The 17,269-nt window shown below is 52.0% G+C and carries 16 protein-coding genes and 1 other RNA gene; 7 read left to right on the top strand and 10 right to left on the bottom strand.

Features of this window, described 5'->3' with window-relative positions; genetic code table 11:
• Positions 1–21 precede the first annotated feature (21 nt).
• On the bottom strand, positions 22–825 hold the full coding sequence (locus FCN15_RS12790; RefSeq protein WP_203232139.1) for a PspA/IM30 family protein: 804 nt from the start codon (positions 823–825) through the stop codon (positions 22–24).
• A gap of 504 nt (positions 826–1,329) precedes the next feature.
• Between FCN15_RS12790 and FCN15_RS19195 the strand changes: the two genes are divergently transcribed.
• The gene (locus FCN15_RS19195; RefSeq protein WP_162515357.1) at positions 1,330–1,578 is read left to right on the top strand and encodes a hypothetical protein; all 249 of its coding nucleotides are present in this window, start codon (positions 1,330–1,332) and stop codon (positions 1,576–1,578) included.
• 6 nt (positions 1,579–1,584) lie between these two features.
• Positions 1,585–2,220, top strand: coding sequence for an ATP-binding cassette domain-containing protein (locus FCN15_RS12780; protein WP_138495380.1), 636 nt, complete (start codon positions 1,585–1,587; stop codon positions 2,218–2,220).
• 7 nt (positions 2,221–2,227) lie between these two features.
• Here the strand turns inward: FCN15_RS12780 and FCN15_RS12775 are convergent, their stop codons facing one another.
• The gene (locus tag FCN15_RS12775) at positions 2,228–3,067 is read right to left on the bottom strand and encodes an aldo/keto reductase (RefSeq protein ID WP_138495379.1); all 840 of its coding nucleotides are present in this window, start codon (positions 3,065–3,067) and stop codon (positions 2,228–2,230) included.
• Between the two features lie 203 nt (positions 3,068–3,270).
• On the opposite strand from FCN15_RS12775, the gene FCN15_RS12770 reads away from it, so the two are divergent.
• Both FCN15_RS12770 and FCN15_RS12765 read left to right on the top strand, forming a co-directional pair.
• Positions 3,271–4,017, top strand: a complete 747-nt coding sequence (locus FCN15_RS12770) for a hypothetical protein (protein ID WP_238996665.1) — start codon at positions 3,271–3,273, stop codon at positions 4,015–4,017.
• Positions 4,018–4,294: 277 nt separating this feature from the next.
• A complete protein-coding gene (locus FCN15_RS12765) occupies positions 4,295–4,924 on the top strand; it encodes a YfbR-like 5'-deoxynucleotidase (protein ID WP_138495378.1) in 630 nt (209 codons plus the stop codon).
• 112 nt (positions 4,925–5,036) lie between these two features.
• Here FCN15_RS12765 and FCN15_RS12760 read toward each other — a convergent pair whose 3' ends face one another.
• Entirely contained in the window at positions 5,037–5,846 is an 810-nt protein-coding gene (locus FCN15_RS12760; RefSeq protein ID WP_162515356.1) for a methyl-accepting chemotaxis protein, read from the bottom strand.
• 113 nt (positions 5,847–5,959) lie between these two features.
• Positions 5,960–7,033, bottom strand: a complete 1,074-nt coding sequence (locus tag FCN15_RS12755) for an SGNH/GDSL hydrolase family protein (protein WP_138495376.1) — start codon at positions 7,031–7,033, stop codon at positions 5,960–5,962.
• Between the two features lie 320 nt (positions 7,034–7,353).
• Here FCN15_RS12755 and FCN15_RS12750 point away from each other — a divergent pair, with 320 nt between their 5' ends.
• The gene (locus tag FCN15_RS12750; RefSeq protein WP_138495375.1) at positions 7,354–7,749 is read left to right on the top strand and encodes a VOC family protein; all 396 of its coding nucleotides are present in this window, start codon (positions 7,354–7,356) and stop codon (positions 7,747–7,749) included.
• A gap of 604 nt (positions 7,750–8,353) precedes the next feature.
• On the opposite strand, the gene FCN15_RS12745 is transcribed toward FCN15_RS12750, so the two are convergent.
• From FCN15_RS12745 to rnr, 4 genes are all read right to left on the bottom strand, one after another.
• A complete protein-coding gene (locus tag FCN15_RS12745) occupies positions 8,354–9,301 on the bottom strand; it encodes a DUF3800 domain-containing protein (protein WP_138495374.1) in 948 nt (315 codons plus the stop codon).
• A gap of 441 nt (positions 9,302–9,742) precedes the next feature.
• Positions 9,743–10,106, bottom strand: a transfer-messenger RNA (tmRNA) gene (ssrA, locus tag FCN15_RS12740).
• 306 nt (positions 10,107–10,412) lie between these two features.
• Positions 10,413–10,895 carry an SsrA-binding protein SmpB gene (smpB, locus tag FCN15_RS12735; RefSeq protein WP_138495373.1) on the bottom strand — a complete coding sequence of 161 codons (483 nt, stop codon included), beginning with the start codon at positions 10,893–10,895 and terminating at the stop codon, positions 10,413–10,415.
• Between the two features lie 159 nt (positions 10,896–11,054).
• Positions 11,055–13,853: a ribonuclease R gene (gene rnr, locus FCN15_RS12730; protein WP_138495372.1), complete on the bottom strand. Its 2,799-nt coding sequence runs from the start codon at positions 13,851–13,853 to the stop codon at positions 11,055–11,057.
• 228 nt (positions 13,854–14,081) lie between these two features.
• On the opposite strand from rnr, the gene FCN15_RS12725 reads away from it, so the two are divergent.
• Positions 14,082–15,068, top strand: a complete 987-nt coding sequence (locus FCN15_RS12725) for a hypothetical protein (RefSeq protein ID WP_138495371.1) — start codon at positions 14,082–14,084, stop codon at positions 15,066–15,068.
• A gap of 91 nt (positions 15,069–15,159) precedes the next feature.
• On the opposite strand, the gene secG is transcribed toward FCN15_RS12725, so the two are convergent.
• Positions 15,160–15,390, bottom strand: coding sequence for a preprotein translocase subunit SecG (gene secG / locus FCN15_RS12720; RefSeq protein WP_138495370.1), 231 nt, complete (start codon positions 15,388–15,390; stop codon positions 15,160–15,162).
• A 237-nt stretch (positions 15,391–15,627) separates the two neighbouring features.
• Here secG and FCN15_RS12715 point away from each other — a divergent pair, with 237 nt between their 5' ends.
• Positions 15,628–16,641: an LLM class flavin-dependent oxidoreductase gene (locus FCN15_RS12715; RefSeq protein WP_138495369.1), complete on the top strand. Its 1,014-nt coding sequence runs from the start codon at positions 15,628–15,630 to the stop codon at positions 16,639–16,641.
• A 159-nt stretch (positions 16,642–16,800) separates the two neighbouring features.
• Here FCN15_RS12715 and FCN15_RS12710 read toward each other — a convergent pair whose 3' ends face one another.
• Entirely contained in the window at positions 16,801–17,262 is a 462-nt protein-coding gene (locus tag FCN15_RS12710; protein WP_138495368.1) for an OsmC family protein, read from the bottom strand.
• Positions 17,263–17,269 lie beyond the last annotated feature (7 nt).

The following is a 17,269-nucleotide window of genomic DNA, read 5'->3' as shown; positions in this document are numbered from 1 at the left end:
ACCTCTTTGGAACCGGGAGAGCTATTCTCCGCGGTTGATTTTTGCCTTGAGCGCGGCCAGCTCGGCTTCCGGAGAAGCCGCACCAGAGGCCGACGAAGACGGAGCCGCCGGATCGGCCGCCCGGCCCGCGCCTGCTGCCGGCCCCGCGCCTGATTCGGCCCCTGCCGCGCCTGACTCAGCACCGGCCTTGGCGGCCTCCGCCTGCTCCAGCCGGGCGATCAGCGTATCGAGATCGTCCTCCCTGGCCCCGCCCCGCAGCTCGGCCAGCGCCTGCGCTTCGTTCAAGGCGAGGTCGGCCTTCTCCTCCAGCGCCTCGAAGGCCGCGCCGGCGCCGCCGGACGCATTCAGCGTCTGCTGGAACCTGGCTTCGGCCAGCTTGCCTTTCAGCTCAGAGCGCCGCGTCTCGAGCCGATTCAGGTCGGCGAGCAGCTTATTCTGCATCGCCTTCATGCCCTCGGCTCTCACCTTGGCCTGCTCGAAGGCCGTCTGCAGCCCGCCGCGTTTCTCCGCAAGCGCCGCCTTGCGCTCCAAGAACTTCAGCGCCTCCTCCTCCCTGCCGGCCTCCACCGACTTCTCGGCGTAGCGCTGCAGCTTGCGGAGCTCCGCCTCGCATTCGTCCAGCGAAAGCTTCGCTCTCCGCTCCTCCGCCTGCACCGAGGCGGCCTCTGCCCGCAGCTGGCCTAAATCGCTGCTTAGGCTGCGCATGTAAGCGTCGATCTCTTTTTCCGGGTCATCCGATTTGTTCACCGATTTGTTCACCGAATTATTCAATAGGTCGTTCACATTCGCCTTCATCACTTGCCGAAACCTGGACAGGATTCCCACGCGTGCTCCCTCCTCGAACTTTTGCATGTATCTTTATCATACAGAAAATAACAGGCTATGGTTTCGTTTTAACCAAAAAGCCACCATTCGATTAACAAATGATGGCGGAAGCAGGCCCAATTACTAATGATTTATGATGATGAGCTTAATCGTGTGAAATTGCTCATCTTTTTGCAGTCTTATTTTCCAATATAGTAAGTAATATTATTCCATTTCTACAAAATAGATAATCCTTTATTCCGCCAAATACATAAGAAATGAGATCAAGCTCCTATGAACCTGCAGCAATCGAGGCTTATTTTGCCATCGTTCTGGGTAAAGTCATTGACAGTGCCTCCAGCTCTAATCTGAATTCGCTGCTGCACAACGTTTATATCATTATTGCCCTGCTGCTCCTGAACTTGTGTTTAACCGGCTGCGCGATTATCTTCCGGATGCGCTTTGTCACCCGGTCCTCAGCGCTGCTGAAGAAGGGGCTTATGCGCGGAATTCTTCGCAGAGGTCTTGAACCGTTCTCTGCTCGCCAAATACCAGGTCAAACTTTCACAATCCAACGAAAAATATATCTTTGGAGTTAAGGAGCTCGTCGAAGGAGCAGAGACCATAATCATTAATAACCGCATCTCCCGCTTCCTTAATCGATTTACAGTAGAAACGGACCAGCAGCAGGACAGCAGGTTTCGAGCGCGCTCCATGGAGTCCTTTGTTGGAGAGGTGAGCGCTGTCAGCGGATTGATTTCTCATACCGGGTGAATTGGTGTGGGCGGTTACCTGGTGATCCGGGGAGAGATTACAATTGGGGAGCTGATTGCCGCGATCCAGCTGCTTAACTCTGTCTTTCAGCCGATTAATACCCTCTCCCAAAAACTCGCCGTCCTGCGCTCAACCACGGACATCCAGCAGAAAATTGCTCTGGAAATAGGGGGAATGAAGCCTGAACTAAAGACGGAGCCAGCCTCTGAAACGCCTGCATCTCCTGCCCTTTCTGAACAGGAGCCTGCTGCGCAGGGCGCATCCGTTATTTTTGACCAGGTGACCTTTGGTTTCAAATACGCCGCCTCCGAGCAGATCCGAACCTTGTTTCAGAATTTGAGCTTTGAAATGGAGCCCGGAAAAATTTACGCCATCACCGGGGAAAGCGGCCGCGGCAAATCCACTTTGGCCAAACTGCTGCTCAACTATTATACGGGCTACGAAGGCACCCTATTGTTAAATATGCGGAACTTATCAATCAGTACATCTTCAGCCTGCAAGGCATCACAAGAATCGTCATTACCCACGATTGGGACCCGGCATATTTGGAGCGGTTTGACGGAGTGCTGCATATTGGAGACCGTGAAGAGGAGGGAACAACTCTCCTGCGGCACAAAGGGCAGCTGGCCTAAAAAAGCCTAAAAAGGTCTCAAAACTCCTCATAAACCGCCGGGTCCTGGTTCCATAAGCGGCCGTCCTCGCGGCTGAAGCCGGAGAGGACGCTCATTTCCTCCTCCGACAGCTCGAAGTCAAAGATGCTCAAGTTCTCGATTTGATGCTCCAGCGAGCCGGCCTTCGGAATCGGAACCGCACCCAGCTGCACATGCCAGCGCAGGATGACCTGCGTGTTCGTCTTGCCGTGCGCGGCGGCGATTTGGCCGATCTTCTCATCCTGCAGAACGCTGTGACCGCGGCCGAGCGGGCTCCAGGACTCCGTCACGATGCCGTGCTCGGCATCCTTCTCCCGCTGATACGCCTGGTTGAAGAACGGATGCAGCTCGACCTGGTTCAAGCTTGGCACAACCCCGGTCTCCCGGATGATCCGGTCATTGTGCTCCGGCAAGAAATTGCACACCCCGATGGAGCGGATATATCCGCGCTTCTTGGCTTCAATCATGGCCTGCCAGGCCTCCACGTAACGGTCCGTCTTTGGATTCGGCCAATGGATCAAATAGAGATCATAGTAGTCGAGCCCCGCCCGGAACAACGACTCTTCAATCGTGACCAGCGCCTGGTCGTAAGCCTGGCGGCGTCCCGGCAGCTTCGAGCAGATCAGCAGCTCTTCCCGCGGCACGGAGCTCATGCGGATTGCCTCCCCGAGCGCCCCTTCATTTTCATAGTTAAATGCGCTGTCCAGCAGCCGGTATCCGGCGTCAATCGCCCCCGCCATGGCTCTGGCGCCGTCCCGGCCTTTGAGCATGTAGGTTCCCAGCCCGATCTGCGGAATCTTAAGGCCATCGTTCAAAATGAGTTCAGGAATCGGATTCATATCGGATGCCTCCTTCTATGTACTTGCTTTAGGATGAACTTGCCCTCATACCTTCATACCTTCATACCTTCATACCCTCATACCTTATCACCATTCGGGAGGACAGGCAAAACAGCCGGCAAGCATATCCGAGACAAGTTCCCGGAATAGGCGGACGCACATAAAGTGAGGTAAGTTTAAAATTACCGATTAAGGAGATCATGATGAGCCCACTTTATGCAAAGAACAAAGCCCGGCAGTTTCCGTTAAAGCAGCACCCTCCGATCACCAAGCTGGAGAAATTTCCCGCCTCGCGGAGCAAGCAGCTCCCGGTGAGCGTTTCCTCTTCCTCAGGCATTAGTAAAGCAGACGCCAAACCCCCTGTCACCGCCATCGCAGCCATGGAGGAATGTATCGACCGCGCCTTTCGCATCCCTGTCTTCCTGAGCACGAGCAATACGTTAAACAGCCTGCAGCAATCCTTCTTCGACCGTCTCATTGCTGAAATTGAGGGAGCACTTCTGTTCCCCCGTACTCTTCCTGCAAGTGAGCAGTACACGGAGACGGTATTGCCCAACATCCGCCGGCTGGTATTCTCCAGCTATGGCATGCTGGCTATTAATTTCCGCAGATTTGAAGTTGAAATCACAGGCACAAATGCCGGCTCGATTCCCACGACAGAGCCTTTTTGGCAGGGGTCGGTTTTCCTCCAAATTGAGCCTTCCATGGCGTTTCAATTCGGATTGCCGATTCTGCTGGTCCGGGAGAAAGGAACGGATACCAGCACCGGACTCTGGACGGGCGGCGTTAGTCCGCTGAATATTTTTGTGGAATGGGATTCGGGGAATCAATCCGCGGAGGACTTTTTCAATACGGTGCAGTGGAGAGAAGTATTGGCTAACTGGACAGCCGAGGTAAGAAACAACTATTTTATCCGGACGGAGCCTTCGTTTGGCCTGCAGCTGCAGTAACTGACTTCCTCCAGCGGGAGGATCAACGCCTTGTTAATTGTTCAGGGAAGCCATGATGCGCCCGGCAGCCCAATCAGATTTATCCTTATGAAGCCCGCAATCGTGCGCGGCTTCTTTTATTTTTAACCGTTTATTTTTAACAGAAAGGCCGTCTCCGGCATTATTTATACAAAATGGGAAAGAGAATCGCACTTCAAACTTTATTATCTGATAACAAAGATTGGATACACTATAAAGAATAGAGTTCATTTCGCAGATGAGGAAAGGAAATTTCACTATGGGAATTCACGCCTATTTTCAGTCCTTAACCGATTTGGAGCGGATTATCCGCTGCCCCGGCAAGTTCAAATTCCAGGATCATAGTGTAGCCGAACACTCCTGGAAGGTGATTCAATATGCCAAAACCTTAGCAGACATTGAAGAAAGCCACGGCGTTCCTGTGGACTGGAAGAAGCTGTATGAGATTACGAGCAGCCATGATTACGGGGAGATTTTTATCGGGGACATTAAGACGCCTGTCAAACATCACTCTCTGGAGCTCCGGTCCATGCTGCAGCAGGTCGAAGAGCGGATGGTGGCTCATTTTATTGAAGAGCATATTCCAGGAGAATTTCAGCCCATCTTCCGCAGACAGCTCCGTGAAGGCAAGGACGAATCGGTCGAGGGAAAAATATTAGAGGTAGCCGATAAACTCGATCAAATTTATGAGGCGTTCATCGAGCTTCAGTTAGGCAATATGGAGAAAGAATTTGTGCTCATGTACCGGAACGCGCTGATCAAGATTAAAAGCATCGACCTGCACTGTGTAGATTACTTCCTCAAGCATATTCTGCCCGATATGGTGACCGAAGGCGCCAGATCGCCTATTGATATTGAACAGATTACGAGGGAAGCCCTGGAGTCCTAAGAAGCTTGGGGCAGGGACAACACCCGGATCGCCACCCCCTGGGTACCTTGGCTTTCATCATACAATAACAATAAGCCCCTGCGGTGAGCGCAGAGGCTTGTTTAGGCTATTTTTAAAGCTTCTGGGCGTACTGGTTTAACTTCTCAGACATTCTATGTACCTCTTCTATGAACGATGAGATTTGCTGTGATGAAGCCGCTTGCCCTGTTACTACTTCCATTATCCGCTCAATGGCTTCTTCAATGCGGACGGTCGCACTTCTGAAATTCTTTAAAGTCTCTTGAACCTCTTTGGTTGACGCAACTGTTGCGCTCGACAGCTTCCGGATTTCATTCGCAACGACGCCGAATCCACGCCCCGCATCCCCCGCATGCGCAGCCTCGATTGCAGCATTAATGCCCAGCAGATTGGTCTGATCCGCCACACCTTTAACAATCGAGATGATCTGATCCGTCTTGTTCACCTGGTCCACCGTTTCTTTCGCAAAATTCAGCAGATCCTCCGTAAAATCAGCCAGGGTCACGGACCCTTTTGCCACTACCCCCAGCTCGTCGCTCGCCTGCGACAGGGAATTGGAGATGCGGTCGGATATATCTCTTAATTCGCTTTGCCTGCGCACCTGCACTGCAATCCCGCCGATGACATTCCCGTTCTGGTCATGAAGCGGGGAAGCCGTCCCCGTAAATTCAAATCCGTAGAACTCAGCCGGAACGTCCGCTTTCAGGACGATGTTCTCTCTGATCGCTTCTGCTAACGGTTCATTATCGTTCAGAAGCTGGCCTGCTTCAATCGGCAGGCGAACCGTATCCCCGGGCCAGTAGGCTATAAATTTTTCTCTGTCACATACCGCGATGGACAAGTCCGAAGGGATGGCTTCTTTAATGACCGGAACCACCTCAATCAGACTAGTTAATGACTCCATCCTCATATCCGATTATCCCCCTGCTTTTGATATCAAAACTATCTCCATTAGTTTAGCGGAATAAATCGGGTAAAATCAACTAAAACCGACTAATTAGAGGCAATAATTACAAATCACTGCCATTTCATAAGCTCTTTAATATAGGCAGTCAGCTTCTCCGCCGCTTTGGCATGAGTGGCTGCTGAAGGGTGCCAGTCGGCTGCGTACCCGTCCGAAGCGAGCTGAACGTCAAACTTCATCACCGCGATATTCCGGTCGCCTGTCTCCTCTGAATAATTGCTGACCGCTTGCTCCACACAAGGATACAGCCGGTCTCCCATGATTCCGAGCGTACAAAGCAATTTCGCCTGCGGATTACGGGCTCTGACCTGTTTAAGGAATCGGGTATACTGCCCGGCATATTCCGCCTGCTTAGCAGGGTCGTCCTGAGTGTAGGAATCATCATTGGTCCCCAGATTGATCACGATCAGATCAGGCACAAACCTGTTAAAATCCCAGCCGAGGGTCAGCGGATCCAAAGTGCCGTCAAATCTCCCCTCCGACTTGGCAGCTTTGTCATAATAATCGGGCAGCAGGTGCGTGGTCAGCTTATGCCCGTTAACCGTATATCCGGATATGATTCCATAGCCGCTGTACGCCACCATGCTGTAATCCGCGCGAAGCGCTTGGGCGGTTAGGTAAGCATAAGCCTTCGTGACATCCTCGGTAGCCGTAGAAAAAGGATGCAGTTCGTTATCATCATCCACCCCATAGCCGCAGGTAATCGAGTCGCCGATAAATTCGATTTTATGTACTTTTTCAGGAGCAGGCCTAATCCCCGCTTTAGCACTCCCTTTAATCTCCTGAATCCCCACGGTAGACATCGCCGCTTCAGACAGTTTAATGATTCTGACCGTGACCTCCTGCTCGGTATCGCTTTCAAACACGGTATAGGTCTTCAAAGGCTTATTCATCAAATCATCAACAACACGTTCCCCATTCACATAAATGCCAATCCGGGCAAACTGATCTCCGCCGTCCGCCGTCTGATCACCCCTCAAGACCACTTCCGCCTTCTTACCATAAAGAGCAAACTCCACTCCCCCTCCGGACAACGCCAGCCAAAGCGCATCATTATAATAGCAGGTCCGCCCGATAATTTTGACATGCTCCTCCGTCGCCTTATAGCTTTGAGCTTCTCCTGGCATACTGGAACCCTTCCTTCTCCAAAAATAGTACCTCTGCCTCTATATTATATAGAGCCCGGCCTGCGGTCTACGCAGAAAAATTCGTTCCTAATTTGAATATTTTCGGATATTCCTCTCCATAATGGAGAAGGAGAAACCAATCTCCAGCAAGAATCTTACAAGGATCATATAAAAATCACAGAAGAGTCACAGAAGAATCACAGAAGAGTCACAGAAGAATAATCACCAAAGGTTCCTATCAGATTGTCTATCAAGTTACTATCAGGTTCCTACCGGCTTCATACGGAAAATCCCAAGCCAGCTATTAAGAGGAGGAGAACATGGGCAGATTAGTTCATTTCGAGATTCATGTAGAGGATATGGAGCGTGCCAAGCAGTTTTACGGAGAGGTATTCAGTTGGACCTTTGAGGACTGGAGCGGCTATGCCGGAATGCCTTATTTCGGAGCCGTAACAGGCGATGCCAGCGAGCCCGGGATTAACGGAGCGTTAGTGCAGCGCCAGGGCGCTTCTCCGGAACCCGGCAAGGCCCTGAACGGCTACGCTTGTACCATGGGCGTAGAAGATTACGACTCCACCGAAGCAAAAATCCTCCAGCACGGCGGCAATGTCGCCCTGCCAAAGTACGCGCTGCCCGGCATGGCCTGGCAGGGGTACTATATCGACCCCGAAGGCAACCTTTTCGGGATTCACCAGCCGGATGAGAATGCGAAGTAGGAATTTTCAGTGATGTCATGATATATAGTGTGACGCTTAAAAAATAAAAAGCTCATGTATGGATTCGCGTCTACAGGAGAATCCATACATGAGCTGCTTTCATTTTATTATAATTGAATAGCTTTATTGATCCAGAAACATAGCTTTATAGGATTCGGCAAGCCCCACAGCCCAGGCCCGGTAAAATCCCTGTCAAAACAAATGGGGTTGGTCACAAAATGACGGAAGAGCCTGACTCCACCATTATTAATAGTTAAAATTTACGGGTTCGCATATAATGGTACTACAGATTGAATGGAGGGATCCTATGCGAAAGCTTTCTCTTCAAGATATTGAAAGCAGGTTAAGCAAAAGTAATCCTAATGTGAATCTCGCTGTTGCAAAATTTCGAGTAAAGACAATCGAAGAGGGTTGGTCCCTATCCCGTAATCGTCCAAGATCTGCAGACGAAATTAAATATAATACTTCAAGTGAGTAACATAAACAGCGGAGAGATCCAGTTATCATAAGCTGTTTGCTTTTTTAAATTCCTCTCCGCAAGGTTGTAAAGGTGCATAGGGAAAGCTAGAGTCATTTACCAAAAGAACATTCTATACACTCTATTCTACTGCACCAATGAATAATTCCTACCCCTGCCCTCAACTTCATCCTTATAACCCAGCAGCATACGTGCCAACGTATTAGGGTACTCCATCAGCTTACGATATTCTTTTGCAGTTAAATCTGGGTTCTTCAACATAATCGCCTGAAGTTTGGCTATTTCAGAAACATCGTAACGAGCCTTGTACACCATAAATTGAGATATGTAATTGCCTATAGGCAGTTCTGACAAATTCTCATTGCCGTCCCATGAATACAACTTGATCTGTTTTATAAACCGATCCACATTACTACCTTGTGATAAAAAGCGATACACCAAATCACTCTTAATCTGAGTTGCGTTTGAATCCCCCTTATAGCTTTGTTCCATCAAGAACACTACAATTCCCATAAATGTATCAATGATTTGCAGAGGGATAGACTCATGCGATTCTTCCGACTCAACAGATGCAATTTTGTACCTTTTGCTCCGGTATACAGAGTGGGCATTCATCTGCTCTTTGATTTTTGAATGTAGTCCTAACGTATCGTATTCATCATTGTGGTCAATCTTAATGTTAACGTTCACCTGACCCTGCAAATGACGTGTCACTCCGTAGAACAATCTTTCAGGAATTTTGATATAGAATAGATTTCGCAGTTCCATCATAGTTAAGTTTAGCTGCTCAGCGACACTTTGAGCTTCTGCATTATTAACAATCAAGATATTGATATTAACATCCTGGTTGATAATGTAGTTAAGAACCTTGAAGTATTTCTTCAAGTGCTGATCATGATTGTATTCTCTGAAATGCAATTCACTCTTGGTTCCCAGTTCTTCATATATGCGTTGAATCGTCTGCGTTATGCCCGCCATTGCCTGTTCACTGCCGCCATACGCACCGTAATATGAATTCGCCTTTCCCGGCTGGTCAATTTTATTTGCTTCATCGAAATAGATATTATAGATCATTGTTCACATCCCAAATAGCCAAAATGGTAACGTGTAACTTGACTTTCATCCACATACATAATATCATGACTATACAAAAATAATACGGATGAGTGTAGTCTTCTCCGCTTCGTCAGCTGGAGCTGACTATGCTCGATAAAAGCCCTTCTCCGCTTCGTTAGCAGAGTTGGGTTTTTTGTATTTTTACGCTTATGTTTGTATCTACTACAGCCATAAGAAGAGGCTATGAACTCACTCTTCAATTAAATTGGAATTTTCTTGCTTTATTGTACTTTAACAAAGATACAGTGTAAAGCTATAAATTATAATGCTATTGAAGTCAACTCACGATATTGGTATTCTTATTATGTCAGATGAATATCTGTGGATTGAAAAAATAGTAGTATTATTTACACTTGAAACGCAGAAAAGCGACCTGTTAAGGTCGCTTTTCTGATACTCATATGGAGGCGAGGGGAGTCGAACCCCTGTCCGAAGGCAACGCCACATAGGCTTCTACGGGTGTAGTGACAGTTTTGATGTCACCCTAGGAACTCCCCGTCACCGGATTCCCTTTGGGTCAGCCTGGTTGTCTTCTTCAGCTAGCCGCAGGCGGAGACTAGACAGCGTATCCCACTAAAGTTGAGCCCTCATCCCGGCACATGGGCGATGCAGAGCGAGAGCACGTCTGCAGGTTATTAAGCTGCGAGAGCGTAGTTAGATTGTTGTTTGCCGTTTAATAGGCTTTAGCGTTGATGAAGTGGACGCGTCCCCACTACCCGCTACCCATGCTCGAACAACCCCCGTCGAATCCAAAAACGCCCCCGTAAAAGGAGAAGCGGCTTACCCCAGCCATCCTATGATGGGTGGACCGTTTCTGCAAAAGGGTGTCTTCCGGATCAAATCGGATGCCGAAGCTCCAGGAAGCAACCGCCTGTTCTTCCCTCCATAAAAGAAGGACAAGCGTTGTTGTATAGCATAAATGCTATATCAACGGTACATCAATTATTATATCACAGCCTGGCGCAGATGAAAGGCCAGATTGCTGGAACTGCCGATAAATCCTGCTAATTGGCAGATAAACTGCCTTTTCAATGATAAGCGAGGTATCCAAGCGACCAAGCGAATGCCGTTAACGCGCTACCTTCTGGCGTTCCTTCAATGCACGCTGAATATCGCGCTGCGCATCCTTCTTCGCGGCAGACTCACGCTTGTCGAACTGCTTCTTACCTTTGCCGAGACCGAGCAGCAGCTTGGCATACCCGTTCCGCACATAAACCTTAAGCGGTACAATCGTATAACCTTCCTGCTTGGACTGCCCCAGCAGCTTGTTGATCTGTGATTTGTGCATGAGCAGTTTGCGTGCACGAGTGGGATCAGCCGGATTACTGCGGTTGCCCTGTTCAAAAGGGCTGATGTGCATGTTGTGAACGTGGATTTCTCCATTCCGGATCGTGGCAAAAGCATCATTGATGTTCGCGCGTGCCATCCGCAGGGATTTGATCTCCGTACCCGTCAGCACCATGCCCGCCTCATACGTATCTTCGATGAAGTAGTCATGGGAAGCTTTCTTGTTCTGGGCCAACACTTTCCCTTCTGTCGTCTTCTTACCCATGTGCTCACTCCCTTAATCAAAAATAACCTACTCGGCAAACCTCATAAAGCCTCGCAAAAGCCTCACAAAAACCTCAGAACTCAATTGTAACAACAGCAGCAGGCAAAATCAAGGCTGCGGGAGCAGAGCCCGCAGCCCGGAATTAAGCTGCCCGCTTACTTATTTCTTCTTCCGCACAAATGCTGCGGCAGCGTTCTTGGCAGCGCCTTTGCCGCCGCCTTTATTCTTCTTGCGCTTCTTGCCGCCGGTGCTAGCGCTTGCACCGCCAGAACCGGCGGCGTCTCCCGCCCCGCCAGCGTTAAAGATGCCGCTGGCGGACGTCTTCTTGCGGCGTTTGCCTCCGCCACCGCCGCTATCGTAGCCGCGGCCGCTGTCGCCGCCGCGGGTGAATCCGTGCGGCGAGCCATTCGCATAGCCGCCCTTGCCCGAGCCGAAGCCGAAGCTGATGCCGCCTCCGGCACCCGCTTCGGGCTTCGCGCCCTCGCCGCGGCCCCGTTCCCCGGCCGCGGCTTCAAACCCGCCGCCGGCTCCGCCCCGGCGGCGGCCCCGTGAGCCGCCTGCTTCCGGCGGCTCCCCGGCGCCCGGACCGCTCCGCGCGTCCGGGCTGCCGAACACGCCGCGCGCATCGCCGCGCGTCTTGCCCTTGCCTTTGCCGGCTTTGCCTTTGCCGCCGGCAGCAGCACCTGCCCCGCCGGCTTTGCCTTTGCCGCCGCCGGCAGCAAACCCGCCAGCCGCGCCCTTCTTGCCGCGGCTGCCTTTTCTTCCGCTGCGGCCGAAGCCGTCGTCCAGCGGCAATTCCCCGCCGCGTTCACGGCGCCGCGGCTTCATGTCCACCAGCTCGAAGTCGATGGTGTGGTCGTCCATGTTCACGCGCGCCACGCGGATCTTGACCTCGTCGCCGATCCGGAAGATCCGCGACGTGCGCTCGCCGATCAGCGCCATGTGCTGCTCATGGAAATGATAATAATCGTCGGTCATCGCGCTCAGCCGGATAAGGCCTTCCACCGTATTATCCAGCTCGATGAACATCCCGAAGCTCGTTACGCTGCTGATCATGCCGGTAAATTCTTCGCCGACCTTGTCCAGCATAAATTCAGCTTTCTTCAGCTGCTCGGTGTCGCGCTCCGCGTCGACAGCCAGACGCTCCCGTTCAGACGACTGCTGCGCAATGTCGGACATGCGGCTTGCCAGGTATTCCTGGCGCTCATCAGATAAAGCGCCTCCGCTTTCAATAACCTCACGGATCACCCGGTGAATGACCAGATCGGGATAGCGACGGATCGGTGAGGTGAAGTGCGTATAATACTCTGCCGCAAGGCCAAAGTGACCGGTGCTCTCCGCATCGTATTTCGCCTGCTTCATCGACCGGAGCAGCATCGTGCTGATGACCGTCTGCTCCTTCGTCCCGTCGATGTCCTCCAGCAGCGTCTGCAGTGCGCGCGGATGCACCTTGTTGCCTTTGCCGCGGACCGTATAGCCGAAATTCGCGATAAACGCCATGAAGTTCATCAGCTTCTCCGGATCCGGGTCCTCGTGAATCCGGTAGATGAACGGCACCTTCAGCCAGTGAAAATGCTCCGCCACCGTCTCGTTGGCCGCCAGCATAAACTCCTCGATAATCTGCTCGGCGATCGAGCGTTCACGCTTGACGATATCTACCGGCTTGCCGGATTCATCCACAATGACCTTCGATTCCTCAAAATCGAAGTCGACCGCGCCCCGCTTCATCCGCTTGCTGCGCAGGCGCAGCGCCAGGTCGCGCATATTTTTAAAGGTATCCACCAGATCGCTGTAGCGCTCCGTTACCTCGGGATCTTCTTCCTGCAGGATCTTCCGGACATTGGTATAGGTCATCCGTTCCTTCGTCCGGATCACGCTGGTGTAGATATCATGCTTCACAACGTGCATCTGGTCGTCAAACTCCATATCGCAGGACAGCGTAAACCGGTCCACCTTCGGATTCAAGCTGCAGATCCCGTTGGACAAACGGTGCGGCAGCATCGGAATCACCCGGTCCACCAAATAAACGCTGCAGCCCCGGTTATAGGCTTCCTGATCCAGACGCGAGTTCTCCCGCACATAATAGCCGACATCGGCGATATGCACGCCCAGCCGGTAGTTGCCGTTCTCCAGGCGTTCCACGTTAACGGCATCGTCCAGGTCCTTCGCATCCTCACCGTCAATCGTGACAATGACGCGGTCCCGCAGATCGCGGCGCCCCTGGCGCACGATTTCGTCCTGTTCGATCGTATCCGGCACTGCCGCTGCTTCCTCCATCACGTCCTCAGGGAATTCCTCCGGCAGCTGGTGTTTGCGGATAATGGACAAAATGTCGACGCCCGGATCGTCCTTATGGCCAAGGATCTCTACCACTTCACCCGTGGCTGCCGCACGTCCTTCCGGATAGGACACGATGCGCGCGACAACCTTGTCGCCGTTCGCGGCTCCGCCCATCTTTTCCTGGGCAATAAAAATATCCCGGTTAATCCGCTTATCATCCGGCACCACAAAACCAAACGTCTCGTGGTGCTGGAACACGCCGACCACCTGCGTCACTGCGCGGGTCACAATCCGGACAACCTCGCCCTCAAGCCGACCCTCCGCCGGGCCCTTGCTGTTCACCCGGATGAGCACCGTGTCGCCGTTCATCGCGCTTTTTAAATCATTCGCATGGATATATACATCAGGATGCTCCCTGTTCTCCGGAATCAGAAAAGCAAAGCCCTTGGCGTGCACCTGCAGCCGCCCGCGCAGCAAATCCATCCGTTCCGGCACCCCGTAGCGCTGCGTACGGGTCAGCACGATTTTCCCGCTCTGCTCCAGATGGTTAAGCAGCTTCAGAAACTCCTTGAACTCGGCGGCTCCGGATATTTGAAAATGTTCCTCAAGCTCCTGATAAGTCATCGGCTTGTAAGCGGTCTCCCGCATAAAATCAAGCAGCATTGTTTCCGTTATCATTATTTCACCTCGAAAGCCCCGTCCATTGCAGAAGCCGTAATTAATTGCGATTCCATTATTTTCTTCTTCCTGTATATAACCTAGTATACACGAAATTAACCCCTTGCATCCCTTTCGTTCCGCAGCTGGCTATGTATTCATTTTTCTGTATAAATAATAGGGGGATAATCCCCGATAATTATAAGTGTAGGGATAATTTACCTTTAAACTTAACGAAAGGGTGAGGCTGTGAACCGTTTTGCATTTTTTCAAAGCCGGGATGGTATGTTTGCGCTTTTTGTCTGGGTAGTGCTGATCCTGATTGTGCTTAGAGACCCCATGCTTCCCGAGGAAAATCCCCTGCTGCTTGCCGTCTTTCTGGCGGGCGGGGCCTGCTGCAGCGTGCCGGTCGTGATGTACTACCACAAAATTAACCTTCCCTTCATCAAGTACGTCGTGGCCACTCTGCTCTCCCTTATGGCTCTGTATGAACTGCTTCAGCATTTTTGTATGGCCAATTACCTGCTTCTCTATATGAACATTGCCCTGCTCTCCCTATACTCCAGTCTCCGGCTCATGGTGTATCAGGGAATCTGGGTGATCGGCATTACCTTGAGCGCCTGGCTTTTTCATCTGTCCTCCACCCTTGCTCACATCAGCAGCACGCTGCCCCTTCTGAGCGGAGCCCTTCTTCTCACTGTCGTATTTGGCATTAATGCGTTAAGAACCGAGAGAAGGAATGCCGTCTGGAATCGAAAAAGCCTTGCCTGCGCTAAGCTTCACGCCAAAGCAAATGCCGCTGCCCATGAGCTGCATTCGGCGATAGATCTGCTGCAAGACTGGAGTACAGAGCTTGAACAAGAGATCCGCGAAACCCGGCAGCTCTGCCAGGAAATCATCGGCTGTCTGGATTCCGCGAACCTGAATTTGACGTGCAGCAAGGATGATCCTCAGAAGGGGCAGTCCAAGATGCAGTACACTGAGCTTTCCGGCGCAGGCATGAGCATGGACACGGGCAAAGACATGGCCGGCTCACCCCTGGAAATATCGGAGATCCAGGAACGGTTCCTCAGGATTACAGCCAAAATGCTCCTTGTCGCTGAACATACTACCGCAAGCAGACAAGCGGCGGGAGAGATCAAGGCAGGTCTGTTCCAGGGATACAACAAGCTCAATGAACTGCTGCTCCTTCAGGCAGCCTGCAGCCTGTCCAGCTCCAAGCAAGGCGAGAAATAACTTTTACTACATATCAGAACGTGTACGCCGCAGCAGCATCAAAAAAAGCCTTCAATCCGTAGAGATCGAAGGCTTTTATCCTATTCACAAACTATTCAAGAACCGCAACGACGATAGCGGCAATAAAGAATCCCGCAGCCATTACAATAGTCGTACGTTCCAATACCAATTCCATGCCGCGTGCTTTCGTTTTACCGAAAAGATGCTCCGCACCTCCGGAGATGGCACCGGAAAGACCTGCGCTCTTGCCCTTCTGAAGAAGAACGATCGTAATCAAACCGATGGAAAAGATAACAAGCAGAATTTTAAACAGAATATCCATTCAATCCACCTCCTAAGACTGGCCGCATCTATAATCATTTTAAAATCTAACCATTGAGACAAAACTAAACATCACTATTATCTTATCACAGCCTGCTTACTGAAAACAAGGCTTTTGTCAAGCTTCAGCTAGACTAGAATGAAACTAAATTTGTACATGGCCACATATTCAATCGAACGATTGAATTTTGCCATCGATAACGAACTTTGATAAAGTGAAGGATGAGGTGATTGACTTATGTTAAAAAGATTAGGCGTCCTCGACCAATCGCATATAAATGAAGGCAGCAATGCTGTCCAGGCTTTAGCCGATACCACCCGGCTGGCAGAAGAGGCGGACCGCCTCGGCTACCACCGGTACTGGGTATCCGAGCATCACAGCTCGCGCAGTCTCGCCCACTCCAGCCCCGAGGTGCTGATCGCTCATCTGGCTTCGCACACCAAGCGGATCCGGGTAGGCTCCGGCGGCATCATGCTGCCGCACTACAGCGCCTATAAAGTGGCGGAGAATTTCCGCCTGCTTGAGGCGCTGTACCCCGGCCGGATCGATCTCGGGATCGGCCGTGCCCCGGGCGGCCGCCCCTTGTCCACCCGGGCGCTGCAGGAAGGCCGGTATCATCACGGCGACATTTATCCGCAGCAGGTCGTAGACCTGATTGCGTACCTGAATGACGCCGTACCGGCCGATCACCGCTTCCCGGGCCTGCTGGCAGCCCCGTCCGTGCCTACGGCACCGGAGCTGTGGCTGCTCGGGTCCAGCGGCGGCACCGCTGGACTGGCTGCCGAAGCCGGCGCGTCGTATGCGTTCGCGCAGTTCTTCGGCACGGCCGGCGGCTCGGATTCGGTCCGGATGTACCGCGAACGGTTCACACCGTCGCTCATGGAACCGGAGCCGAAGGCCCTCGCCGCCGTCATGGTCATCTGCGCCGAGTCCGAGGCGGAGGCGCTTGAGCTGTCCTCAAGCGTCAGCCTCTACTTCCTGGCGCTGGAAACCGGCATGGAGCTAGGCTACCTGCCGTCCGTGCAGACCGCCAAGGATTACCCGTACACGCCTTACGACCTGGCCCGGCTGCAGGCCGCCAAGGAGAAACGGGTCATCGGTACGCCGGAGCAGGTCAAGCTGGGGCTCGAGCAGCTGGCCGAAGAATATCAGGCCGATGAGCTGCTGCTCGTCTCCCCGATCTATGATCTGGAAGCCCGGCTCCGTTCCTACCGCCTCGTAGCGGAGGCCTTCGGGCTTCAGCAGGCTTAAGAGGGGCACTTGCTCTAATCTCTTAATCTCTTAATCTCTTTTTTCTAGGAGCACTACCCGGCTGTCCGCGCCGTAATTCAGTGTATGGCACGGCGCTTCCTGAAGGCACTCTAAAAGGCTGCAGATCCACTGCAGCCTTTTCCTTTTTTTATCCGCTATTTATTGAGCTGCTCTTGCAGCTGCCACCTCAATTTCAGGCTCGGTAGAAAGCCCAACGTTCCCCGATAACGCCCGCGAAATCATGCAGGCGCCTTCCGACTTCCCTGCAATCAATCTCGCCCGTTCCACATCCCTTTCACTCGTGCCGGCCTTAAGCACAATATGCGGGCGGTGCACAATCCTTTCATAGGTAAAAATATTGTTGGTAACATCCACCGTTCCTTCTGAATTCAAGGTCAGGCTTTCCGTCTCAATCCCCGATCTTTCCAGCGCTGCCGCCAGGGTGATCAAATAACAGGTTGCCGCAGCGCCTAAGAGCATTTCATCCGGGTTCGTACCCGTTCCCGGTCCGCCCATAGGCTCCGGAATGGAGATCTCTGTCTTCAAGTTGCCGGTCTCAATTGTTCCTTCGCTGTTGCGGCCGCCGTTCCAGACGGCGTTTAGCTGAAACAAGTGTCTCATACCGTTG

Source organism: Paenibacillus pinistramenti (assembly GCF_005869875.1).
Taxonomy (GTDB): domain Bacteria; phylum Bacillota; class Bacilli; order Paenibacillales; family Paenibacillaceae; genus Fontibacillus; species Fontibacillus pinistramenti.
Note: the sequence above shows the minus strand (reverse complement) of the source record. Positions and strands in the feature narration are given on the sequence as shown.